We start from the raw sequence: 22,922 nt of genomic DNA on the forward strand, positions 1-22,922 counted from the left end.
ACCTGGAGCAACGCTCAAAAATGAGTCTTATGTCCTAAAAGAAAAATTTAGCTAAATTACATTGCTGCTAATTATCCTTATATCAACATAAACGATATTTTTTTGACAAATCTATACAAAAACTCCCATTTTTCAATTTTCTAAAATGTATAAATTTGCAGAATTTTGATTGATATTGCATGAATAATATGATATTATAGCGTTAAAATTTTAACTTTACTTAATTATTTTCATCTTTAGTTATAAAACAGCATTTTTAATAGTAAATAATAATTTTAACTGACTTAGAAAGGTAGTGAGGATATGGAAAATAATACTTCTGCTGAAGTCATTTTAAAAAGATACTGTGAACATGTTGCCCCAGCACTTCAAGAACTAGTATCTAAAGATCATTGTATGGTTGTAGTAGCTGATACAGAAAAGTATATTTTTTATCAACCTGCTAGTAAAATGGATATTGGAGACATTAATGGACAAATATTTCCTCCCGATGGTACTATGGCACAAGCGGTAAAAACAGGTAAAACAGCATCGGCATTTATCCCCCCCGAATTTTTTGGCATGCGTTTTCGCTCTACCTGTACTCCTATTAGAGATGATCACGGAAATATTATTGGTGGATTTGGTATAGGATTTAGTATGGAAAATATAGATGTTTTAAACGATGTGAGTCAAAACCTCGTTTCAAGTGTTGAAGAAATTGCAGCCACATCGGAAGAAATTTCTAATTCTGCTAACACTTTATCAGAAGCACTTGCTAGCTTAAAAGAATCCAGCACACAAGTTATGACGCATGTCAGTAAGACAGATAATATTTTGAAGTTTATTAACGAAATCTCCTCAAACACGAATCTATTAGGTTTAAATGCTGCCATTGAAGCGGCTAGAGCAGGAGAACATGGTCGAGGTTTCTCCGTTGTTGCAGAAGAAATACGAAAAATGTCAACCAACAGTGCAACCTCAGTTAAAGAAATAAGCGTAATCTTAGGTTCTATTAAAAGCGAGTTAGAACAAATATCAAAAAGGGTTATTGAATTATCTAGTCTGTCTGAATATCAAGCAACTTCAACAGAGCAAATATCCTCTGCCCTAACTGGGCTATCAACCTCTGCAGAAGAAGTTATTAGAATTTCTGAAAAGCTATGATGGCTAAAAGTATAGCAAGAAAGCATTATAAAATACTATAGGCACTATAATGAGACCACTGGTAAACTCTTCGATAGGCTCCTATCACTTATACCTCATAGATAGGAGGATAAATTTATCTTCCTATCCAATCTTTTGGAATGCTTCACCCCTCTTCATCTTCTATTTTCATCTATATTTTCTAAAAAACAATTCATAGTATGCAATAATATAACAAAATAACGAAGACAATAAATTCCTATGCTTCTGTATAAAAACTGGAAACTGCTCTAATACTATTATGAAAACATATTATGTCATTCCTTTGGAGAAATAAAGATGAAAAGATTTAAACAGCCAAAAAAAGTATCAAATAAAAAGAATAAAGATTTAAACAGCAATAATCAGAATGAATACGCAGCACAATCATCTTCTCAACTTTCAGAAGTAAGCATCTTCTCAACGATTGACAAAAATTTCGGGTTTCTAAATAGCTTTCTTGGAAAAGATATAGGCCTTATTGAAGGAAAATATGACATTTTCAATGGTAAAATACAAATCGGTGTAGTTTATATAGCGAGCATCGCCGACAACCAATTGGTAAGCAGACAGGTAATAGAACCTCTTCTTAGGGGAAGATTTGATTTAAATACGGACTTCAATGGTATCCTCACACAAATACAATCAAAATTTATCTATACACCAGACATAGAGAAAACCAGTGAAATGAAGCAGATTATAGATAATCTTTTCATCGGATCAACGGTGCTTTTCATTGATGGCATAGATTCTGCTCTTATTATCGGAAGCCGTAAAATAGAACAACGTCCTATAGAAAAACCCGACAATGAAGCAATAATATTTGGATCCAAGGAATCCTTTGTGGAAGACTTAGAAACCAATATCAGTATGGTTATTAAAAGACTTCCAACCCCCGATCTATGTTTCGAAACCTTTACGATAGGTACCCTCTCCCGTACAGAAGTAAAGTTGCTGTGGATGAAAGATATTACTAATACAAAAATTGTTGAGGAAGCCAGACGCCGTTTGAAAAGTATAGAGATAGATATGATCAGTGACTTAGGGGCTTTAGCAGAGTTGATTGAAGATAAACCATTATCCATATTTCCTAAATGGAGACAAACCCAACGTCCTGATATGGTAGCAAAATGCCTGTCAGACGGATACTTTGTTATTCTATGCAACAACACCCCTTTTGTCCTTATAGGACCAGGATTATTTTGGGATAATTTTAAAACAATGGATGATTACGCTGAAGGAAGTATTGTTTCTTCTTATTTAAGAAATACCCGTTATATAGCCTTTTTATTATCTATAATTGTTTCACCTTTATATCTGTCATTTGTAGCCTATAATCATGCCATCGTACCTCCTCCCCTTGCCATAAATATAGCGGCAGGAAGGGAAGGTGTACCCTTACCTTCTGTTGTAGAGCTGCTGATCCTGTCATTTGCCATTACCATCATCCGTGAGGCATCTATACGTATGTCAGGGGCAGTAGGTTTCTTCATAGGGGTGTTGGCAGCTTTGGTGATAGGCGATGCTGCTGTTACTGCTGGTTATGTAAGTGCCTCGGTTATTATCGTAGTGGCTATTTCAGCAATATCAGCTTATGCTATTGCCACCACAGTTATGGTAATACCCTCAAGGCTGATCAATCTTTTTCTCATTCTACTGGCGGGTGTATTGGGTATGTTTGGATTAATCAGCGGCATTATCATTATTCTTTGGCATGCAGTATCTCTAGAATCCTTTGGGGTTCCCTATTTATATCCTTTTGTGCCTTTTGACCTTGAAGGTATGAAGGATACTTTCATACGTGCCCCCATAAAGCTTTTAAAAAAACGTTTAAACATGCTGGCTCCATATAACCCCAACAAAATAAATAATGAGAAGCATGATGGAGAGTGATGATTTATGCCGGAAAATATTAAACTTACAAAAGAGCAGATTATTTTTTTATGCTTTATCGGTGTTATAGGAAATGTGGTATATAGTCATACTTGGATTGATGATTATGCAGATCGAGCCGCCTGGGTGGCAAGTTTATTGGGCGCTTTATTCACCATCCCTTTTGCAGTATGGATTTTTTATCTTGGCAAATTCTATCCAGGAAATACGATTTTCGATATTTTAGAAAGGGGTTTGGGGAAGTTTTTAGCTAAGTTTCTGAGTATCCTGTTTATATTCATCAACATTGCAGTAGCAGTTGCACATCTAAACATGTTTACACAAATGCTCAACGTGTTTTTCTTACAGTTTACCCCTGTCTGGGCTACTATGCTGTTGTTAGTATTTCTTGGGGTAATATTTTCATATGGCGGGATTCAATCCTTTGCAAGATTGGCTGAAATACTGGCTGTATTAGGTGTTCTTAATTATTTTGCTGCCTTTGTCTTTGCTTTCCCAAAATTTTTTAAAATCGAATATGTTGTTCCCATCTTTAATATGCCCTTTGCTGGATTTTTGAAGGGAACCCTATTTATCATAGGAGCTGCAGCTGAATGTCTATTGATTCTAATGATTTTAGTACGCTTTGTACCTGATCCTGCAAAACACTGTATGTGGGTTGTAAAAGGAATAGCATTAAGTGCTGTTGTTATTTCTTCAGCAATATTCGTGATTATAGGAGTGATGAGCCCTGAACTTGCAAAGGGAGTAGCATTTGGAGGTGTAAATGCAGCTAGAATTATAAAAATAGGAGATTTTTTACAGGGATTAGAAATATTTATTTTTGCAAGTTATCAAATTATTGCCGTTGGTAAAGTCACCCTGAGCATGTATTGTGCATGGACATCTGCAAAAAAAATATACAACAAAAAACCCCTATTGCTGTTGGTAATAACAGCCCTTATGATATTTATCCCTTCTGTAGGGTTAAGTTCCTATAATAAGGCCTATTTTCTTGCAGTCATGTTGGCAAACTATGTTATTTTACCCTTTTCCGTGTTTGTCCTGCTGCTTGCTTCTATTAGCATATTTAGAACAAAGTCTTCCGTTAGAAAATTTAAAGGATGACAAGGCATATCACTTTCTGATTATAAAAAATAAAAGAGTTGGAAGGGTTTCATTATGAAGAAGAAAATTGTTTTTTTGGCGTTATTTACATTCATTTCACTGATCTTGCAAGGATGCTGGGATTATATGGAATATGAAGATATGGTACAGCTTATTGCCTTAGGAATTGATTACGATAAAGATTCCAACGAAACTACCGTGACTTTTCAATATATTCCTACAGCAGAACAAAGCCACAATGGGGAAGGTTCTCAAGGTTCATCAACACAAGATGGTGTTATCTATTCTGCAACAGATAAAACACTATTCTGTGCTCTATTAAATCTTACCAACCAAACTTCTAAGTATATATTTTGGGGTTATTTAAAAATCATTATTGTTGGTGAAGAAGCAGCAAAATACAAAATGAGGGATTTAATAGAGCATTTTAACCGTACACCAGCCATACGGGATACTGCTTATCTTGTGATCACATCAGGCAAAGCAGAGGACACCTTGAATACCTATGATGTTCATTACCCCATGCCCTCTGGTGAACAAATTTACAATTTAACTGCTTTATCCAAGGACACAGCTGCTGCATATCCTGTTTCAATACAGGATTTTGCAGCAATGCTGGCTATTCCTGGGTTAGAGGCTGCTGTACCACATGTAACATCAGTAAATCCAAAACTCCAATCAGAAAAAAGTGAAGCAGCCCATAGAATTTCCAGTATTGCTGTTTTTAAAAAAGATCAATTTATGGGATTGCTTGATGAGCAAGAGAGTCTTGGATATTCATGGATCACAGGAAAACCTGCCCGCACTTTTAAAGTATCTGAAGAATCAGAGAAAGCTGATACACAAGACATATTTTATTATCGTGTGGATAGAGCAAAAAGTAAAATAAAAGCTGAAATGAATGACGGTAAACCAGTGATCCATATTCATGTAACAGTAAGTGCTGAGTTAAGGAAATACTACAGCCATAAAGGATCCAATATATTATTACCTGAAGACATCAAGATCATGGAAATGAAACTTTCCGAAAGTATACGTTCAGATATCGAAGCTGCATTAAAAAAGAGTCAAAAACAGCTTCAGTCGGATATCTTTGGATTTGGCTTCACTTTTTATAGAAAGTATACAAGGTTATGGCAAACTGAATTAGAGGATCATTGGGAAGATATTTTCCCTAACCTTGAGGTAAATGTCAAAGTTGATGCAAAAGTAGAAAATACTAATCAAAATATAAGAAGATTAATAATAAAATAGTCAGCTCCTCTAGTTAAAGCTGAACATCGGGGAATCAGACGAAAACGCTACTCCACCTGATTCAAAACCCACTTATAGAAGTAGTGGTCTTAACCCAGTAAAATATTTGACGAATTTTACCCCCGATAGTATTAGAAATTTAAGTAAAGCAACTAAATCGATATTTCTAAAAGTGGCTAATCAGAGATATTAAGATGACAATGTTACCTTGGATAAGATATTTATTTATAGTAGATACTATATTTTATACACCTTTTATAGTAGGAGGAATATAGCATGGCAGAAAACACCCACAATTTTTATATGCCAAAAACTAATCTCGTTGGCGTTGGCGCTATTAAAGATCTTCCTGATGAGATCAAACATTTAAAACTAAAAAAAGTATTAATTGTTACCGACAAAAACATAATATCTTTAGGCTATGTTGAGATGGTTGAGAGAGTCTTGAAATCTTTATTTATTTCCTACGACATATTTGATGGGGTAATTCACTCGAACCCTACAGTATCATTCGTTGAAGATGGATTGAAATATTTTCCCAATAAGCTGAATGTACTTGCAAGAGACTATGACTATCTCATATCTATTGGTGGTGGAACAAATCATGATTGTGCAAAGGCAATAGCTACTGTAGCTACTAATGGTGGTTCCATCACTGATTATGAAGGTTGGAAGAAAATCACCAAGCCTATGATTCCGGTGATCTGTATTAATACTACTTCAGGGTCTGGTGCTGAGGTAACGATGTTTGCTGTAATAACCGATAATTCCAGAAAAGTAAAAATGCTCATGGGTTCACCGAATATGATGCCCATTATGTCGGTGAATGATCCCATGTTCATGGCATCCATGCCTAAAGAATTAACAGCTGGAGTGGGATTTGACGTTATAACGCAGGCGATTGAATCATTTTTATGTACTGAAGCTTCTCCTATAACCGATGGTCTGGCCCTCCATGCTTTAAAAATTGCTATTGAATACCTGCCTAGAGCCTATGAGAATGGGAACGATTTAGAAGCAAGGGAGAAGATGATGTTTGCCAGTATGATGGCAGGGATGACCTTAAATAATGCCGGCTTGGGATATGTTCATTCCATGGCCCATCAATTAGGCGGTTTTTATAATGAATATCATGGAAATTACGATGCCATTTTATTGCCATTTGTACTAGAGTATAATGCAGTATCCATACCAGATGAAAGAATGATCAAGATCGCTGAAGCTATGCATATTAAAGCAGATAAAAAATCCCAAGCTCTTGATAAAATTATAGCTTCCCTATTAAAGATGCGGTATGATTTTAAAATGCCAGACGGACTATCTGAAATGGGTATTCAGGAAAAGGATATCCAACAAATGTCCCAAAATGCATTAAAAGATCTAACAGCTTTAGTAAATCCAAGGCAAGGTACAGTTGAAGATATTATAGATCTGTTTAAAGCAGCAATGTAAAATAATTTAGTATTTAATAATACCAAACCTCTACTTTAAAAATAAGTAGAGGTTATTTTAGATAAAATCATTTTTTAACTAAAGTATTTTTGGATTATCTTTTCTGCCGTACGTGTGGCTAAGGCTTGGGTTGTAAGGGTAGGATTTGATCCTCCTAAACTATTGTAGTGTACGCTGTTATCGGCTACAAATAGCCTTTTTACTTGATAGGCTTCACAATCAGTATTTACAACATATCCCATACGCATGGTACTTTCAATATGAGCAAACAAATTAGGCAATGCATCAGAACGCAGAATTTTTTTAGCTCCAGCTTTCTTTAACATATCAGCAGCAATGACAGCCAGCCTATCCCTCTTTTCTTTATCTTTTTTACTTGGTTGATACTTAATTACAGGTATGTGACCATATTCATCCTTTAAGATAGGATCAAGCATAATTTTATTATTTTGATTTACTTCATCATCAGTAAGTATTAATACACTTAAGGTTCTTGGATATTCCATCATATATTCTTTAAGTTCCTCGCCTACTACTCTGCCTTTAACATCCCATGGCTCATCTCGATAAGGTTTACGCAAAAAATTGTAGTCTCTGCTTAAAGCATACAGCAATGCAGCGCTTAATCCTGGACTAAGGCCAACTCCCTGAATTACGCCAAGTCCAGGATAAACAAATCTTGCTGCTGAAGTTTGTCCAACATAAGATTCTACGCCAGGGACGCCTAATATTTTCAACAAGACCTTCTCCTCAAATATTCCAGAAATAGTATCGTACCAATGATTGGTCAGCCCCTTTCCCACCCAAGGATTGTCAGGTAACTTTGAGTTCAGCCAAAGTCGAGGTGTTTCTATACTGCCTGCTGCCATGACTACCGCTTTTGCCTTGAATTCAGAGGTTTCCCCTGTCCATGTATTTTTACAACAGACGCCAACAGCCTTAAGACCTTTTTCATCACCTTCTGTCAATATTTTAGTAACAAAGGTATTTGGTTGAACCTCCACATTTCCGGTTTTAAGAGCAAGTGGGACATAACTCACCATGGTTGAACGTTTCGCTATTTTTTCAACTGTTGGCCCAACATGACATCCATTAATACAATGACCTCTAAGGGTACAGCCTACATTCTTGCCGTCAAACTTATAATTTAGATCGTTTATATTTGGGTCTGGCGGTAATATGGCATTTTGCTGGGGCTGATAACCGGGATTGGTTATATTAAGGGTTTTTAAAAGTGACCAGCCAGCTTTTCTAGCACCATAAAAAAACAGTTCTTCCTTAGTCGTCATTGGTGCAGTTGAAACAGGAAGGGTAGCCTCGACTTTCTCGTAATATGGCATCAATTCACGATAAGAAATAGGCCAGACATGATCTACTGCAATTGGCAAAGCTCTGGGAGAATTGGCAAAGTAATGGAGTGTCGTTCCCCCAACGCCAGAATTCTGCCAGGAAAAACCGCCTTGGGGAATGTTTCGAAACCAAGGAGATTTACTTCTATCAGCAGGGCCCCAGCGAAATCTCCCTGATACAGTGTTATTCATGTCATCTTCATAATCTGTAAAATATTTTTCCAGAATCTCATGACTTAAGTTATCTGGATTTGAATCACTTATAGCACCTTGTTCCTGGTTTGGATAGGGCCATTTTTTATGTCCGTACCAGGGCCCAGCTTCAAGCAGCAATACCTTTATTCCCCTTTCGCCAAGTTCTTTGGCAACAACGGGACCTCCTCCACCTGCTCCGATAACTATAACGTCTATTTCATGCATCATTTGCACCATTCCCATTCATTAGATTACTCAATTAAATAACCTCGAAAGGCACGATAGCCCTTAGAAGGACCAGGATAGCCCACCTCTTTCCAACTTACAGGAAATTCTTGTATTATACGCTTCTCTACTGTTTCCAATTTTGTTGAGTCATATGCGCACCATTCAGAATAGTGCCCAAAGACGGTCAATAGGGTTAGCACACTTGTGATAGCAAGTACAACGCCAGAATTATTCCAAAAAGGAACAGGTAAATTTGCAAGGTCTAAACGAAGCTCCTCCAAGAGAGAAATAGTACGAAAACGATCACTTGGATCAAGGGCTGCAAAAACACCTTTTTCCTGCATTATATCGGGGTTTACAGACTTTTTATTTTCTCCCTTATCAATTAACTCTTTTGCAGCTATATTAAGCATTTCAGCAGTTACATTGGCCATTGGGATGTTCACATTTTTCTTAACAATAGTTAGTGATAAAAGATGATCCAGCACCCAGATTAGAAATTCTTCAGTATGTAAATCTAGTGCCCCACTGGGTTCTTCATGGGTCCTGGGAAAAATTGCATCCACAAATGCTTTGAAAGTTGCTTGTGTTTGCGGCAAACTTAGTTCTTTATTTTTTTTGAGATGTATTATGTCAAAAAGTAGTTGAAAAGAATTCAATTTATTTCACACCTTTTCTACCTATCTAGTATATCCACCAAACGAATGGACTTATAAATATTTTTTCAAAAAAATCTTAAAATAATACCCTTAATTATGGAGAAACTATGAATAGACTTAGGAGGCATAAAAATGATGAAAATTTGGATTTCTGTAATATTTTTAGTACTTCCATGGATGATATGGCTGATATTACGTAAAAAAGAAAGCACTGGACGACTTTTGCTGGCAGGCTTTTTTACAGCTTCTATAAAAATTTTTTTCGATTCCATGGGAGTTCTTTTTGGATTATGGCATTATAATTTGCCTCCCTCCCATCACTATCATACTTTTTATATTCCTTGGGGTTTTAGCATTATTCCAGTTACAACGATGTTGCTAATTCAATTTAAACCTAAAGGATCTCCTTACTTAAAAGCAATACTCTTTTCCCTATTTACTGTTTTTGTAGTAGAACCACTCTTTCATTGGCTTGATATTTTTGAACCTGTTCGCTGGGAGTACTATTTCGGGTTGCCCTTTTTCTTTATATATTATTTGTTAGCCTATAAGGTCAGTAAGATAGATACTTTCGCTGATTTATCATGAAGAATTTTTTTATTGTAATAAATCCAAAATATACCTTTATAACTTTCTTTTTTTCTGATAATAATATTTATTAAGAATCATTAGCATTAACTTAAGTCATAATTTGTCGTCCTGAGGGGAGTAAAGCGGAGCCGAAGCATCTTAGAATTAAGAAAATGGCAGTTCGTGAGGAAATTTAGGAAACAATAGGGTTAAGTTAACGCCTATGTATTAAGAATATCATTAGGAGGGATAAGCAATGCGGCAAATAACAACATCCGAGATGTTAGATTTAACATCGTTACTTTCAATGGAGACAGTTAGCCTTGCAGATGCTAAGGCTGTTAGAGAATTGGTTCAGGATACCGAATTGAAAAACCTATTAGATTCATTTATCCAAATCAGTGAAGGCAAAATAAAAAGTATCCAGCAATTTATTAATGAAAATAATATCATTGAGGGGGTGCACTGATGGGTTTAATATTAAGGAACTTGATGGGAATGACAGATATAAAACTAAATGATCAGGTAATTGCCTTAAGCACAGATCTAGCTATGAAAAGTGCAGCAAATACTTATCTAGCAGCAAACTTACGTGCGACTACCCCTGAAGTAAGGCAATTTATTGCTGGGTTATTAACGCAGAAGGTCACTGCCCACGACTCACTAACAGCACTCATTTTAAAGAAGGATTGGGCACAACCCTATATTAGTCCAACAGAACAAATGGCTCACGCCAATCAACAATCAAATTGGCTCTTAAATCAAGAACAGCAGCATAAATAACACCTAGTCTTTAGAGGAATCAAATCACTACTTATCAAAATATGCATATGTACTAGTAAAAGAAATTAAAACCCCTTCATGGGTTTTAGTTTCTTTTTTTATGCATTTAGTTTAGTAGAAATTTTTTTCATAAATAACTTGACAAGCCTCCGTATATACTGTATATATATTATATATACAGTATATACGGAGGGGATCCAATGAAAATAATTATCTCCAATGCATCCCAAGAACCTATTTATGAACAAATTGTTAATCAAGTAAAAGCCATGATTTTGAAGGGGGAAATTCAGGAAGGTGAGCCTCTCCCCTCCATTAGAAATCTAGCTAAAAACCTACAGATCAGTGTTATCACCACAAAAAGAGCCTATGAAGAACTAGAGAAAGAAGGTTTTATTGAAACAGCAGCTGGAAAGGGTTCTTTCGTAGCTCCTCAGAACAAAGAGCTTTTACGAGAAAAAAAGCTTAAAATCATCGAAGAGAAGCTAATAGCAGTTGTGAAAGAAAGTAGGCTTTTAGGTCTTGAGGAAGAAGAGGTACAGTCTATGCTGACGATACTATATAGGGAGGTTGAGTAGTGATGGAAAATATTTTAGAAGTGAAGAATTTGTGTAAAAGTTATGATGAATTTTCCTTAAAAGGAATAAACTTTTCTTTAGAGCCTGGATATATTATGGGTTTTATAGGGCCTAATGGTGCAGGTAAGAGTACCACTATTAAAGCTATTATGAATCTGATAAAAACGGATGCAGGACAAATTGAAATCTTTGGCAAAGATCATCTCAAGTACGAAAAGGAAATTAAAGAAAAAATAGGCTTTGTCTATGACGAGAATTATTTTTATGAGGAACTTACCTTAAAGGAGATGAAAAAAATCATTGCTCCTTTTTATAAAAATTGGAGTGAAACTATTTTTGAAAAATATATGAAACAATTTAATTTATCTTTAAAATTAAAAGTGAAGGAACTATCTAAGGGAATGAAGATGAAATATTCTTTAGCGCTAGCTTTATCCCACGATGCTGATCTTATCATTATGGATGAGCCTACTTCTGGTTTGGACCCTATTGTTAGAAGCGAGCTACTGGATATACTTTATGAGGTTATTCAGGATGAAAGAAAAAGCATTCTATTTTCTACACATATTACAAAAGATTTAGATAAAATTGCGGATTATATCACCTTTATCAACGATGGAAAACTAGTCTTTAGTCAGGCAAAGGACGAAATCATCGAATCCTACCAAATTATTAAAGGAGATACAAGTGCTTTAACAGAGAATATTATAAACCATTTTGTCGGATTAAAACAGCATAGCTTCGGATTTGAGGCCTTAGTGAAGAAAGAAATAATTAAAAAAAGTCCTTTAAAAGATTCTGTTATTTACGAAATACCGACATTAGAGGATATTATGGTTTATACGGTAAGGGGGAAAATCAATGTTTAGTTTAATTTTCAAAGAAACAATTATACAAAAAAAATCTTTTTTATTTGCAATATTATATGGCATGTTTATTTTCTTTGTCTTTGGCAGAGGAGGCGGAGGCTTAGCACCTACAACTTATATTATGGGGATAGTGGCAACTACCTATATTTTTATTCAAACGGGATGTGCTAATGATGATAAAAATAAAACAGAGATCATATTCAATAGCCTCCCTATCAGTAGAAGAGAAATTGTCACTGCAAAGTATATTTCCTCTATCCTATTTTCTATCATTAATCTTTTTATGATGATGCTATTAGGAAGTATTTTATCCAAACTGTTTTTAGGGAAAATTCACATGATTACCTACGGGGATATCATTATGGGACTTTTCAGTACATGGTTACTGATAGCCTTCTATCTCCCTTTTTACTTCAAATTTGGTTATATTAAAACCAAGTACTTTAATATGTTTATCTTTTTTCTATTTTTCTTTGCTCCCAGTAGTTTAATACCTTTGATTATAGGTAATCCTCATCATCCTATAGCAAAGATGATGATAAGTTTAGCACCAGATCACTCAGCTATACTTTTAGGAAGCTTGTTTTTAGCAATAGCAGCTATCATTACATTTGTCTCAATAAACATTTCCTTTATAATTTACAGAAAACGGGAGTTATAGATGCGCGCTTCTAAAGTTAAATTTTAATATACTAAAACTTAATTCATAAGTAGATGGCCAAAAGTTTGCACTTTAACTTTTGTGGCAGTCACTTAGTTTGTTTATCTAGGGGGAGTTTTTACTCCCCCCTGAATTATAGCTGCATTTATTTCCAGGATATAGTGCTTGACCTTTTGTCTATGCAAGCGAGTATTTTATCAATATACAGAAGCGTAAAATATAATATTTATCTTTGTTGTCCTAAGGCTTTGGCACAATTTTCTAACGGAGAATTTTTTTATATTGCTCTTTTGTAATGAAATAGAATATACCATATACAATCCCATAAGCACCATACATCACAGCAGAGAAGGCAAGCACAGTAAGATAAGAGTTGTCCACCGGTATCATATTAGAAAACACCATAGTATCCGCTGCCTTCATGGCAAACATACTGTGTACAATCCCCAGTAAAAGAGGTATCAAGAAAACCGGTAGTAATCTCTTTGCGATTACCTTTTTTTCCGTTTCACCATCCATACCGATTTTTCTAAGCATCTTATACTGATGACGTTCCTCCTCTGCCGCCATAACCTGCTTGAAATACAAAAGGCTTGCTGTCATCAACATAAATACCCCGCTCATGAAAAAGCCGATAAAGCATACTAGCCCAAAGGTCTCCAACGATTCAGCATAATGATGATAGGCGATTCTATAGCTTCCTACCCTTCCCCTTAAAATTTCTCCTAATGCACCATGGAAATCATGGTTTTGCAGAGGATCTTCATATTTAAAAACACTTACCTGATCATAGTGTTCACCGCTTTCTTTCCTATTTGTAATATCCCCTTGTTGGAGAAGTGCTGCAAATTCATCATCATTTAAGACAATAATATGCATTGCCCCAAAGGACAAGATGCTGGAATTCAATACAGCGTTGATCTTTACTTCTCTATCAAAAAAAGTCAAATTTTGTCCAAGAACTGCTTTTTCAATGGTTTTGCTGCTATTGGAAACAGTATTAAAAGCCTGTATATACACTGCTTCACCGGGATTGATTTGAAGTGCCTTTAATTGAGCTCTTGACAAAGAAATTAGTTTGTTATAAACGGATTCAGAATATACTCGGAAATAATCATCCTCACTTGAGAGATATGTTCGCCCCTCTATCATAATGGTTTGCATCTGTGGAACTGCCTGGTATCTTTCAGTAGTATAGCTTTCTATAAGAGAAATATTATATCTTTCAAAGGCTTCATAGACCTCCTCCAGCAGTTCTTCCTGTCCTCCGTAAAAATACATGTCATAGCCGATCATATCATAGGTATTTTTCTCCATGTTTCGATAGAGGGTAAATCCAGTTGCGATAGCGGTGGTGGCTACTGCCGATAAAACAGCGATAGTGGCCATAACAGAGGCAATAGACTTCATCCTATGGGAAAAGGCAGAGGTTGCTATCAAGTTTACGCCTTTATAATAATTGTTTTTGTTTCTTTTTATCAGATATAATACCTTTGGCAGACCTCCCCAAAAGAAAAGATAGGTCCCTACAATAACAAGGACTAGAATGGGTATCGCCGCCATTACCACCCTTTGTGGATTACTACTAGAGGCTAGATAATAACCAGCACCCATGAATAAAAGTGATAAAAGTAATAGAATACTAGATCCCTCTGATTTCCCTTCAGATGCCTTCTCCCCTTTAAATAGATCCACCAGTTCAAATTTACCAATCACCCGTAGTCCCGATAAACCCATAAGAGAAAATATCGTTAAGAACAATATAACAGTTATATAAATGGCCTTTAAGTCAAGACTAAAAACAATATTTCCGGTAAAAGCCGCCAAGGAAATGTCCAGTAAAACCATTGCCGTTAGCTTTGAAAAGAATATCCCCACCCCAATTCCTATAGCAAGGGCCGTAACGCCCACCATCATGGTTTCTAAGAAAAGCAATTTACCGATCTTGCTATTTGTCATACCAAACAAAGCATAGGTGGAGATTTCCTTTTTCCTTGCCTTGATAAAGCTATTATTAGAGCTTATTAAGAAAAACATCACAAACACCATAATAATTACACCAAAGCTGCTTAACATAGACTTATATCTAGTATCGTAGGTAAAGGCCGTCATTACCTGTTGATTCTGCATCAAGGCAAGAAAGGAATAGGCTGTAAAGACGCTAAAGCTTAGGGAGAAGAAATACATCATATACTTTGAAAAGTTTCTTCTTATATTTCGAAGGGCTAATGTGGTAAGTTTCATTTTCCCTCACCCCCAAGGACACTCATTACCTCTATAATAGCATCAAAAAATTTCTTTTTGCTATCCCCTGCATATAATTCATTATAGATTTCCCCATCACGGATAAATAAAATCTTCTGGCAATAACTGGCAGCAAATACATCGTGGGTTACCATTAAAATTGTTGCTTTATATTCTTTGTTGATAAAGGTTAAAAGAGCCAGCAGATCTTTTCCTGATTTAGAGTCAAGGTTGCCGGTAGGTTCATCCGCAAGAATCATTTTAGGATTGGTAATTAAAGCGCGACATGCGGCAGCCCGCTGTTGTTGGCCTCCTGAAACCTCATAGGGATATTTGTCAAGTTCTTCTATAATTCCTAGATCCTTGGCCATATGAGAAAGCTTCTCCTCCATAATATCTGCCTTACATCCCTTCAAAGCCAAGGGCAATAAAATATTTTCCTTTAATGTCATGGTTTCCAGAAGATTATAGTCTTGAAAAATAAAACCTATATTGTTGATTCTATGACTAGCCAGTTCATTTTTCTTTAGGGTTGCAATATCCTTTCCATTCATCATATATCTGCCACTTGTAGGTTTATCAATACTTCCCAAAATATTTAGAAGGGTGGTTTTTCCTGACCCCGATGCTCCCATTACACCGATAAATTCCCCTTCATTTACTTCAAAGCTAATATTCCTAAGTGCCGTATATTGCTTGGAACTTTTTTTCCTTCCATATACTTTGCTAATGTTTTCTACTTTTAATATTTCCACTGATTTTCCCTCCATATAATTATTCTTAAGATAATTATATTTCAATCACCGACTTAACAAAATCGAATTAGCTTACATTTTCTGTTTATATCTTACATTTTTGTCACATGATACAGGGTTTCCTTTTCTATAAAGGTTAAATGAAAGGTAGCATATTTACCGTATTCAGATTCTACTGTTAGTTTATGCCCTAGCATATTACTCAATTTCTTTGAAAGATATAGCCCATAACCTGTGGCCTTCATACCACTTCTCTCTTCAGAAGAGGTGTACCCCTTACGGAATATCTGCCCTATGTCCTTTTGAAGAATTCCTTGTCCCGTGTTTTTTATAGATATGGCAACTTCATTTCCCCTCTTTTCGGTTGTAATAGTTATTTTCCCTTCAATTGGTGTATGCTTTACAGCGTTGGATATGATCTGAGATAATACATAGCCGCTCCACTTTTCATCTGTTAAAACATCATAATTCTCCCCTACAAAGAAAATATTAATCTTCTTATAGCTAAAGAAGTTGGAATATCCCTTCAGTGCCTGAGCAATTAACCTTTGGGTATTTATTTTTGCTATTTTATAATCATCATGGAGACTATTTGACTTCATTTCATAGAAAATTCTTTGTACTGATTCCTCTATTGCAAATAGTTCTTTATCCATCCCTTCGTAAAAGTCACCTGAAATATCATTTTCATGGTTTTCTAATATCAGTCTTGCTGCAGAAATAGGGACCTTAACATCATGAAGCCATTTTGTAATAAATTCCAATTCCTCTGATGATTTCTTATGTATATCCAACTTGTACTTTTCATATTGGGTGGCTATATTATATATCAATTCAGCATATTCCTTATCTAGAGGATAGTTGAAATCCTCCATATCCTCCGAAGAAGCGTTTAAACGACAATACTTTTTGAAATTTTCTACACGATAATTGAATACGCTGTAATCGATCATGATGAAACTTGCAAACATCAGTAGCCATCCTGCTAAAATATAGTTGGCATTTGATGCTGTTATATTAAAGCTTGTATCCAATTTATAAATTGCAGCAGAAAAAACAAAGGCAATCGTGATAAAACCATAAGTGATCCATCGCTCTTTTAAATACTTTATAAAGTTCATATTAATCTATACCCTTCTCCTTTAATGGTCTTCACATACCCCTCTAAACCAATGGCTTGTAATTTTCTGCGTAAGCGATTTATATTAACAGTCAAGGTATTATCATCCACAAAACTCTCATCATCCCACAACGCCTTCATCAAACGTGTGCGACTTACAATCTTATCATGATTTCTAATCAGCATCGTCAATATTTTCCCCTCATTCCGTGTAAGGGCTGCTGCTTCTTCGCCACAGAATACTTTTAGATGTTCTATATCCAATAGCATCTCCTTATGCTGTAGTATATTCAATGTTTGGTCGCTATAGGAATAGGCTCTCCGCAGTATAGCCTGTACCTTGGCAATCAGTAGATCCATGGAAAAAGGCTTTTCAATATAGTCATCTCCCCCTTGTGAAATAGCCCGTATCTTGTCCCCATCTGTATCTCTAGAGGATATAAAAATAATAGGAACATTAGATAGCTGCCTAATTTTCCCGCACCAATAAAACCCATCATAATAGGGTAAGTTAATGTCCATGAGTATAAGATGAGGTTCAAAAGAGGTATAATCCCCCAGTATATCATGAAACACCTGAACCCGTGAAGTTTTATACCCCCATTTCTCTAGTTTTTCCTCAATAATAGAAGATATCGTAGGATCATCTTCAATAATTAATATTTTATACATCTGTCTTCACTCCTTTTGAAGGTACTCACCACTTGCAGAAGTAAGAGGTTCTTACTTCATCGATAGGTTGGTTATCTTTTAAAGTATTGTATCACAAAAAATCTCATTTTAAAAAACACAAATCCCAACATTTTACATTCTCGTTGCTATATTTCAAGTTTTTCTTGACATAATATTTATGTTGGTGTAATATATTTTATAATACTTTTTTCAATATATTAAACTTTTTAATTACTATATTGAACATTAGTCAATGGAGGTTTCTTTTAATGATTAATGCAGCTGTAGGAGAAAATATAAGAAGAATTCGGAATTCTAGAAACCTGACAATTGAAAAATTAGCAGAAGTTACTGGGGTAAGCAAAAGCATGCTAGGCCAAATTGAACGTGGTGATGCTAATCCAACCATTACAACCGTGTGGAAAATTGCAAATGGCCTTAAAGTTCCCTTCTCCGTACTTATCGAGTTACCAGAAGTAGAAACGCGTGTCATTGATAAAAGTCAAATAGCACTGATGATAAGCGATGATGGGCTTTATGAATGCTCACCATTTTTTCCATTTGACTCAAAGAGAAACTTTGAAATGTATGAAATGACACTTCAACCAACCTGCAAAGCACTGGGTGAACCACATCCCAAAGGTACGTTGGAGTATATCATCGTTTTTGACGGTGAAATCGTCATTGAGCATGGAAATCAAGTGGACAAAGTAAAGAAGGGACAAGCCATTAAATTTAATGCCGATACAGTCCACTGCTACTATAATGCAGGCACAGAAATTGCCAGATTTGTCCTACTCATCCATTACTCATATGACGCAATTTAAAATTTTAAGGAGGTTTAACTTATGATAACCAGAGAACATGCTTATGAATTACTAACAAAGTACAATAAAAGCAAGTCATTGATTATCCATGGTCTTGCTGTAGAGGCTGTAATGCGCTATTTTGCTAGAAAAAATAATGAAGATGAGAAATATTGGGGTATTGTTGGTCTTCTACATGATATTGATTACGAGCTCTATCCAGATGAACATTGTCACAAAAGCAAAGAAATTCTGGAAAAAGAAGGGGTTGATGATGATATCATTCATGCAGTAATCTCTCATGGATGGAATATCTGTATTGATGTAGAGCCTACTCGCAAAATGGAAAAGGTATTATATGCCATCGATGAACTTACAGGATTGATAACGGCGGCAGTTTTAATGCGACCAGATAAAAGTATATTAGAACTTGAAGTTAAGTCAGTAAAGAAGAAGTTTAAATCAAAAAGTTTTGCCGCTGGTGTAGATCGTGAAGTTATTCTTGCTGGCTGTGAAATGATAGCTATGGATTTAGATACAGTCATTCTTTGGACAATTGAAGGCATGAAGGAGGCAGCAACTGAGCTTGAGCTTGCTGGTATATAAGATGGCTCTTCATTCAGGGAAAGTTTTTACTGTCACTGAATTATCGCCAAAATAAATATCCTCTTCTGCTTTCAGAATGATGCTACTAAATAGAAAGGGACTTTCCTCAAATTCTATCAGTAGCATCATTTATCCAGACAACAGGTTTTAAAGCTATTATTGTATCAAAGGTCTTCTTTCTAGACGCTTTCATCATAAACACCTCTTTTCTTCAACATTTTATAATAATAATATATCATATAAGATTTTATTTATAGCTATATGCATAAAAATGTTAATCTATCCAGTAGAATATTTCTACTTTTTCTAAGGTAAATATCTATCTATTTCCTATTGTTTAGATCTGCAGTGCTTCCTCCTACGAATTTCCTTCCATATATTTTTAAGAACCTATCACTTTTTATACTTCAGTAGAATAAACTTTAATCAAAGGAGGAAGTACTGTGTCTGTTAAAGATGTTTTATCTAAATTCTTAAAGAAAAAGGAAAGTCAATCGGATTCTATTCAAGTAACATTGAATGGCTTATACATTAAAATGCAGCGAATCACTAGTCCAGAAATTCCTCATGAAGTAACCGTAGTAGTTCCAAGGGCAGAAATCCGTGAAAGGTATGATGAAAATGGTCATTTATTAGAAAAAGAAGTTATCCTGAGCAGCATTACTGTTGTCCATGCCCCTAGACATCCTCTCGCTGGTCCCCCTTCTCCACCTCCTGAAATACCAGCTAGATATCAATCCAGCAATTTCAAACGTAAAGAACAATAAATTTATTCAAGCTTATGCAGACTCTAATTTATTATTTCTTGAACATCCCCATCCATACTTTCCTCAATAACTTCTATCATAAATTACCCAGTGGTACTCATGACAGCAAAATTTAGGTATCTTCCAAAGTCAAAGGCAAATCACTGGACTTTTTTTCTTTTTTTCTTATTCTCTCCTTTTCTATATTATCTTTTATACCTTTACAAAGATCTAGCAATTTACCTTCTCACCATGTAGACTTTATTTAAATTCTCTTATATAATAAAATAAGAATTTGTAATTTTTGGTTATTTTTTGTCGGATAGAAAATTTGATGCCTTGCTTAGAATAAAAGGAGGAAAACTGATGGAAAGCAACAATATTTATAGGCTCCAAAAGCAGTTGAAGGAGTCTAATATTGAATTAATTTTTTCAGGAACCTTTTCCCAGGGATTGATCGAAGAACTAGGGGATGCTTTAAGGCTAAGATTATTAGACCAACAGGTAACGAAAGGAAAAGTCAGTGCAGCATTTTTTACCTTTGTTGAGTTAGCTCAAAACATAAGAAATTATCTTAAGTCAAAAGAAACAGAAGAAGATTATTTCATGGTTTCTGGATCAGGTGTTATCGCAATTACCAAAACCCAGCATGGATACTGCGTCAATTCTGGAAATATTATTTTTAATAGCGATATAGAAAATTTAAAAGAAAAACTCGATAAAATACTATCTTTGGATATGGAATCCCTAAAACGTCACTATAAAGAAGTAATGAGAACAGAGATTGACAAAGAGACAGGAGGAGCAGGTCTTGGCCTGGTGCAGATTGCAAGAAAAGCATCTAGGCCTATTGAATATCATTTTGAAAAAATAAATGAGACTTTATCATTTTATACATTAACAGTCTCTGTGTGAGGTGAATATTATGAATAAATATATTGTTGAAGGTACAAAAAGCACACCCTACGTAGCATTAGATTATGATGAAAAAAAATTAGTGTTTGAAGGTCAGTCTTATCCGGAAAATGCCTATAACGTATATGAGCCTATTTATAAATGGTTAGATGAATATTTTGCTAAAGTTGAAGAAGAAGAAACAATAGCAGAATTTTTCCTATCCTACATCAACACCAGTAGTACTAAGTGTCTAATTGTCTTAATAGAAAAGCTTAACAAAGCTTATCTTCAAGGTAAAAAAATAATCATCCATTGGATTTATGATGAAGAGAATGGCTTTGATTATGAGATGGGGCAAGATTTAATGGAGGATGTTGACATACCTTTTCTCTTTATACCAGCAGAAGATACTAACTAATGCTATGGAGGTCAATCGTTCATGATAAAGAACAGGGAATCAAATACCATAGGCAAAGGCTATATCTATGTACTCACTGAAAATTTATTTAGAATTGTACTGTTAGCCAGTATTCTGATATCTTTGGCTGTTATCATCACTGGTATTCTCAGCTATAACAGTACAAAAAATGCCTTAATAGCTAAAACCCAGTCACAAGATCTTATTTTTATTGTTAAGTCTATGTCTGAAAAAATCGAAGGCAGAATCCAGCGGGCCATGGAAACCTCCTATATTATCGCAAAAGACCCTTATAATCATGAATGGTTAATGAATGCAGAGATGCATATGGACCAAGGAGAGATTATTTTAAATAGGTTGAAGGATATTGCTGTTTCTTATGATTATGACAGTACGTTTATTGCTAGTACGCAAACCCATCATTATTATTTTGCAGATAGTACGCATTCAAACATCCATAACACCCATTTGATGATACTGTCAAAAGAAAATCCAGCTGATATTTGGTTTTATGACACCCTCACTTCAAAAAAGCCAATATCACTGAATGTAGATTTTAATAGAGGGTTAAATGATACTTTTTTATTTGTAAATGCCTTGGTTGGAAATACTGATGCTCCTTTAGGTATCGCAGGTGTGGGATTAAGTCTTCGTGAAATATCTTCAGAATTTCAACAATTCAAAGTTGGAGAAAAGAGTAATCTATGGCTAATCGATGAAAATAATATTATCAAGCTATCAGATGATCTTGATAATAGAGGAAAAAATGTTAGAGAATTTCTTCCTCATGAAGTCATCAATCAAATGCAAAATCAAATCCTGAACAATGAAGATGATTATTTTGTATCTGAATACAAAAACATTGACGGCGAAATGATTGATTATGCTTTTTACACCCTTCATTCAAGTGACTGGATATTGTACTATCAATTACCGAGGTCTGAAAGCATTTCTTTAATTGCTTCACTTAGAACAAGTACAACTTTAACAATTATATTGGTACTACTGTTTTTTGTGACGGTGTTTTATATAATAACTAAGAAAATAGCCAATCCTTATAGACAAGCAATATTACTAAACAAAGAATTAGAAAAAAAAGTAACTGAAAGAACTCAGGAGCTAAAAGAAACCAACGTAAAAGTAATGGATAGCATTGATTATGCTAAGAGAATGCAAGAATCTATTCTTCCCTCCAAGAAGGATTTACAAAGAATTTTTAAAGAGTACTTTGTCATTTGGCGTCCTCGAGATGTGGTGGGCGGTGATTTCTATTGGCTACAGGAAGTTGAAGATACCATTGTATTGGCGGTAGGTGATTGCACTGGTCATGGCGTACCAGGCGCACTCATGACCATGACAGTAAATGCTATCCTTTACAATATTATCGATACCCAAAATAAAGATAATCCGGAAATTATCCTTAAAGAGCTGCATCAACGCTTAAAACAAGCTTTACATAAGGATAGTAATACCCAGGCTACGGATGATGGCTTGGATATTGCTATATGCTGCATAAAAAACAAATCCCAATTGATTTATGCAGGAGCAAAAATAGATTTATATATAAAAAACCCGCAAGAATTACGGATATTCAAAGGATCTAAAAAAAGTGTCGGGTATCATGTCACAAACCTAGATGCAAATTTGTCCAATGTTGTACTGCCCATAAAAGAAGGAGATGTCTTTATACTTACTTCAGATGGCTTCCTGCACCAGAACGGTGGCCCTAAGAATTATCCTTTTGGAACCAAACGTTTCCACCAACTTATAGAAAAATGTGATGTCTCCTCTATGCCATCGATGAAAGCTATCTTTGAAAAGACCTTGGAAGAATATATGAAGGATGAATCGCAACGTGATGATATTTCTTTGATAGCATTTAAAATGCAATAGGAA

At 35.2% G+C, this 22,922-nt stretch carries 23 protein-coding genes; 17 read left to right on the top strand and 6 right to left on the bottom strand.

Features of this window, described 5'->3' with window-relative positions:
* Nucleotides 1–303 precede the first annotated feature (303 nt).
* From BJL90_RS23165 to BJL90_RS19870, 5 genes are all read left to right on the top strand, one after another.
* On the top strand, nucleotides 304–1,146 hold the full coding sequence (locus tag BJL90_RS23165) for a methyl-accepting chemotaxis protein (RefSeq protein ID WP_070972313.1): 843 nt from the start codon (nucleotides 304–306) through the stop codon (nucleotides 1,144–1,146).
* A gap of 318 nt (nucleotides 1,147–1,464) precedes the next feature.
* Entirely contained in the window at nucleotides 1,465–3,057 is a 1,593-nt protein-coding gene (locus BJL90_RS19855; RefSeq protein WP_081562126.1) for a spore germination protein, read from the top strand.
* Between the two features lie 6 nt (nucleotides 3,058–3,063).
* Entirely contained in the window at nucleotides 3,064–4,164 is a 1,101-nt protein-coding gene (locus BJL90_RS19860) for a GerAB/ArcD/ProY family transporter (protein WP_070972316.1), read from the top strand.
* A 54-nt stretch (nucleotides 4,165–4,218) separates the two neighbouring features.
* Nucleotides 4,219–5,418: a Ger(x)C family spore germination protein gene (locus tag BJL90_RS19865; RefSeq protein WP_070972319.1), complete on the top strand. Its 1,200-nt coding sequence runs from the start codon at nucleotides 4,219–4,221 to the stop codon at nucleotides 5,416–5,418.
* A gap of 276 nt (nucleotides 5,419–5,694) precedes the next feature.
* Nucleotides 5,695–6,870 carry an iron-containing alcohol dehydrogenase gene (locus BJL90_RS19870; RefSeq protein ID WP_070972323.1) on the top strand — a complete coding sequence of 392 codons (1,176 nt, stop codon included), beginning with the start codon at nucleotides 5,695–5,697 and terminating at the stop codon, nucleotides 6,868–6,870.
* A gap of 74 nt (nucleotides 6,871–6,944) precedes the next feature.
* Here BJL90_RS19870 and BJL90_RS19875 read toward each other — a convergent pair whose 3' ends face one another.
* Entirely contained in the window at nucleotides 6,945–8,651 is a 1,707-nt protein-coding gene (locus tag BJL90_RS19875; protein ID WP_236904968.1) for a GMC family oxidoreductase N-terminal domain-containing protein, read from the bottom strand.
* A 14-nt stretch (nucleotides 8,652–8,665) separates the two neighbouring features.
* Nucleotides 8,666–9,301: a hypothetical protein gene (locus BJL90_RS19880; RefSeq protein ID WP_070972327.1), complete on the bottom strand. Its 636-nt coding sequence runs from the start codon at nucleotides 9,299–9,301 to the stop codon at nucleotides 8,666–8,668.
* Between the two features lie 132 nt (nucleotides 9,302–9,433).
* Here BJL90_RS19880 and BJL90_RS19885 point away from each other — a divergent pair, with 132 nt between their 5' ends.
* The 6 genes from BJL90_RS19885 (at nucleotide 9,434) to BJL90_RS19910 (ending at nucleotide 12,762) form a co-directional block, all read left to right on the top strand.
* On the top strand, nucleotides 9,434–9,889 hold the full coding sequence (locus BJL90_RS19885) for a CBO0543 family protein (protein ID WP_070972329.1): 456 nt from the start codon (nucleotides 9,434–9,436) through the stop codon (nucleotides 9,887–9,889).
* Between the two features lie 238 nt (nucleotides 9,890–10,127).
* Nucleotides 10,128–10,340, top strand: coding sequence for a hypothetical protein (locus BJL90_RS19890; protein ID WP_070972332.1), 213 nt, complete (start codon nucleotides 10,128–10,130; stop codon nucleotides 10,338–10,340).
* Nucleotides 10,340–10,654, top strand: coding sequence for a spore coat protein (locus BJL90_RS19895; protein WP_070972335.1), 315 nt, complete (start codon nucleotides 10,340–10,342; stop codon nucleotides 10,652–10,654). The genes BJL90_RS19890 and BJL90_RS19895 overlap by 1 nt, the downstream gene beginning before the upstream one ends.
* A gap of 200 nt (nucleotides 10,655–10,854) precedes the next feature.
* Nucleotides 10,855–11,232, top strand: a complete 378-nt coding sequence (locus tag BJL90_RS19900; RefSeq protein WP_070972338.1) for a GntR family transcriptional regulator — start codon at nucleotides 10,855–10,857, stop codon at nucleotides 11,230–11,232.
* A gap of 2 nt (nucleotides 11,233–11,234) precedes the next feature.
* Complete coding sequence (locus BJL90_RS19905; RefSeq protein ID WP_070972341.1) at nucleotides 11,235–12,101, top strand: ABC transporter ATP-binding protein; 867 nt, start codon at nucleotides 11,235–11,237, stop codon at nucleotides 12,099–12,101.
* Nucleotides 12,094–12,762, top strand: a complete 669-nt coding sequence (locus BJL90_RS19910) for an ABC-2 transporter permease (RefSeq protein ID WP_070972344.1) — start codon at nucleotides 12,094–12,096, stop codon at nucleotides 12,760–12,762. Before BJL90_RS19905 ends, BJL90_RS19910 begins: the two co-directional genes overlap by 8 nt.
* 261 nt (nucleotides 12,763–13,023) lie before the next feature.
* Here BJL90_RS19910 and BJL90_RS19915 read toward each other — a convergent pair whose 3' ends face one another.
* The 4 genes from BJL90_RS19915 to BJL90_RS19930 form a co-directional block, all read right to left on the bottom strand.
* Nucleotides 13,024–15,006 (bottom strand): FtsX-like permease family protein, encoded by a 1,983-nt coding sequence (locus BJL90_RS19915; protein WP_070972352.1) that lies wholly within the window; start codon nucleotides 15,004–15,006, stop codon nucleotides 13,024–13,026.
* Nucleotides 15,003–15,761: an ABC transporter ATP-binding protein gene (locus tag BJL90_RS19920; protein ID WP_070972355.1), complete on the bottom strand. Its 759-nt coding sequence runs from the start codon at nucleotides 15,759–15,761 to the stop codon at nucleotides 15,003–15,005. The genes BJL90_RS19915 and BJL90_RS19920 overlap by 4 nt, the downstream gene beginning before the upstream one ends.
* Nucleotides 15,762–15,853: 92 nt before the next feature.
* Nucleotides 15,854–16,882, bottom strand: a complete 1,029-nt coding sequence (locus BJL90_RS19925; RefSeq protein ID WP_070972358.1) for a sensor histidine kinase — start codon at nucleotides 16,880–16,882, stop codon at nucleotides 15,854–15,856.
* Nucleotides 16,879–17,553, bottom strand: a complete 675-nt coding sequence (locus BJL90_RS19930) for a response regulator transcription factor (RefSeq protein WP_070972361.1) — start codon at nucleotides 17,551–17,553, stop codon at nucleotides 16,879–16,881. Before BJL90_RS19930 ends, BJL90_RS19925 begins: the two co-directional genes overlap by 4 nt.
* 269 nt (nucleotides 17,554–17,822) lie before the next feature.
* Between BJL90_RS19930 and BJL90_RS19935 the strand changes: the two genes are divergently transcribed.
* The 6 genes from BJL90_RS19935 to BJL90_RS19960 all read left to right on the top strand — a co-directional run bounded on the left by BJL90_RS19935 (nucleotide 17,823) and on the right by BJL90_RS19960 (nucleotide 22,919).
* Nucleotides 17,823–18,380, top strand: coding sequence for a helix-turn-helix domain-containing protein (locus tag BJL90_RS19935; RefSeq protein ID WP_070972365.1), 558 nt, complete (start codon nucleotides 17,823–17,825; stop codon nucleotides 18,378–18,380).
* A gap of 21 nt (nucleotides 18,381–18,401) precedes the next feature.
* Nucleotides 18,402–18,965 carry an HDIG domain-containing metalloprotein gene (locus tag BJL90_RS19940; protein WP_070972368.1) on the top strand — a complete coding sequence of 188 codons (564 nt, stop codon included), beginning with the start codon at nucleotides 18,402–18,404 and terminating at the stop codon, nucleotides 18,963–18,965.
* 443 nt (nucleotides 18,966–19,408) lie between these two features.
* Nucleotides 19,409–19,732, top strand: coding sequence for a hypothetical protein (locus BJL90_RS19945; RefSeq protein WP_070972371.1), 324 nt, complete (start codon nucleotides 19,409–19,411; stop codon nucleotides 19,730–19,732).
* Nucleotides 19,733–20,077: 345 nt separating this feature from the next.
* Nucleotides 20,078–20,626 (top strand): SiaB family protein kinase, encoded by a 549-nt coding sequence (locus tag BJL90_RS19950; protein WP_070972373.1) that lies wholly within the window; start codon nucleotides 20,078–20,080, stop codon nucleotides 20,624–20,626.
* A 10-nt stretch (nucleotides 20,627–20,636) separates the two neighbouring features.
* A complete protein-coding gene (locus BJL90_RS19955) occupies nucleotides 20,637–21,026 on the top strand; it encodes a DUF1987 domain-containing protein (RefSeq protein WP_070972376.1) in 390 nt (129 codons plus the stop codon).
* A gap of 21 nt (nucleotides 21,027–21,047) precedes the next feature.
* Nucleotides 21,048–22,919 carry a SpoIIE family protein phosphatase gene (locus BJL90_RS19960; RefSeq protein ID WP_070972379.1) on the top strand — a complete coding sequence of 624 codons (1,872 nt, stop codon included), beginning with the start codon at nucleotides 21,048–21,050 and terminating at the stop codon, nucleotides 22,917–22,919.
* Nucleotides 22,920–22,922: the final 3 nt, after the last annotated feature.

The organism is Clostridium formicaceticum, assembly GCF_001854185.1.
Taxonomy (GTDB): domain Bacteria; phylum Bacillota; class Clostridia; order Peptostreptococcales; family Natronincolaceae; genus Andreesenella; species Andreesenella formicacetica.

Coding starts and splice junctions, on each gene's coding strand:
- BJL90_RS23165 (WP_070972313.1), top strand. CDS start 304: ATGGAAAATAATACTTCTGCTGAAGTCATTTTAAAAAGATACTGTGAA.
- BJL90_RS19855 (WP_081562126.1), top strand. CDS start 1,465: ATGAAAAGATTTAAACAGCCAAAAAAAGTATCAAATAAAAAGAATAAA.
- BJL90_RS19860 (WP_070972316.1), top strand. CDS start 3,064: ATGCCGGAAAATATTAAACTTACAAAAGAGCAGATTATTTTTTTATGC.
- BJL90_RS19865 (WP_070972319.1), top strand. CDS start 4,219: ATGAAGAAGAAAATTGTTTTTTTGGCGTTATTTACATTCATTTCACTG.
- BJL90_RS19870 (WP_070972323.1), top strand. CDS start 5,695: ATGGCAGAAAACACCCACAATTTTTATATGCCAAAAACTAATCTCGTT.
- BJL90_RS19875 (WP_236904968.1), bottom strand. CDS start 8,651: ATGGTGCAAATGATGCATGAAATAGACGTTATAGTTATCGGAGCAGGT.
- BJL90_RS19885 (WP_070972329.1), top strand. CDS start 9,434: ATGATGAAAATTTGGATTTCTGTAATATTTTTAGTACTTCCATGGATG.
- BJL90_RS19890 (WP_070972332.1), top strand. CDS start 10,128: ATGCGGCAAATAACAACATCCGAGATGTTAGATTTAACATCGTTACTT.
- BJL90_RS19895 (WP_070972335.1), top strand. CDS start 10,340: ATGGGTTTAATATTAAGGAACTTGATGGGAATGACAGATATAAAACTA.
- BJL90_RS19900 (WP_070972338.1), top strand. CDS start 10,855: ATGAAAATAATTATCTCCAATGCATCCCAAGAACCTATTTATGAACAA.
- BJL90_RS19905 (WP_070972341.1), top strand. CDS start 11,235: ATGGAAAATATTTTAGAAGTGAAGAATTTGTGTAAAAGTTATGATGAA.
- BJL90_RS19910 (WP_070972344.1), top strand. CDS start 12,094: ATGTTTAGTTTAATTTTCAAAGAAACAATTATACAAAAAAAATCTTTT.
- BJL90_RS19915 (WP_070972352.1), bottom strand. CDS start 15,006: ATGAAACTTACCACATTAGCCCTTCGAAATATAAGAAGAAACTTTTCA.
- BJL90_RS19925 (WP_070972358.1), bottom strand. CDS start 16,882: ATGAACTTTATAAAGTATTTAAAAGAGCGATGGATCACTTATGGTTTT.
- BJL90_RS19930 (WP_070972361.1), bottom strand. CDS start 17,553: ATGTATAAAATATTAATTATTGAAGATGATCCTACGATATCTTCTATT.
- BJL90_RS19935 (WP_070972365.1), top strand. CDS start 17,823: ATGATTAATGCAGCTGTAGGAGAAAATATAAGAAGAATTCGGAATTCT.
- BJL90_RS19940 (WP_070972368.1), top strand. CDS start 18,402: ATGATAACCAGAGAACATGCTTATGAATTACTAACAAAGTACAATAAA.
- BJL90_RS19950 (WP_070972373.1), top strand. CDS start 20,078: ATGGAAAGCAACAATATTTATAGGCTCCAAAAGCAGTTGAAGGAGTCT.
- BJL90_RS19955 (WP_070972376.1), top strand. CDS start 20,637: ATGAATAAATATATTGTTGAAGGTACAAAAAGCACACCCTACGTAGCA.
- BJL90_RS19960 (WP_070972379.1), top strand. CDS start 21,048: ATGATAAAGAACAGGGAATCAAATACCATAGGCAAAGGCTATATCTAT.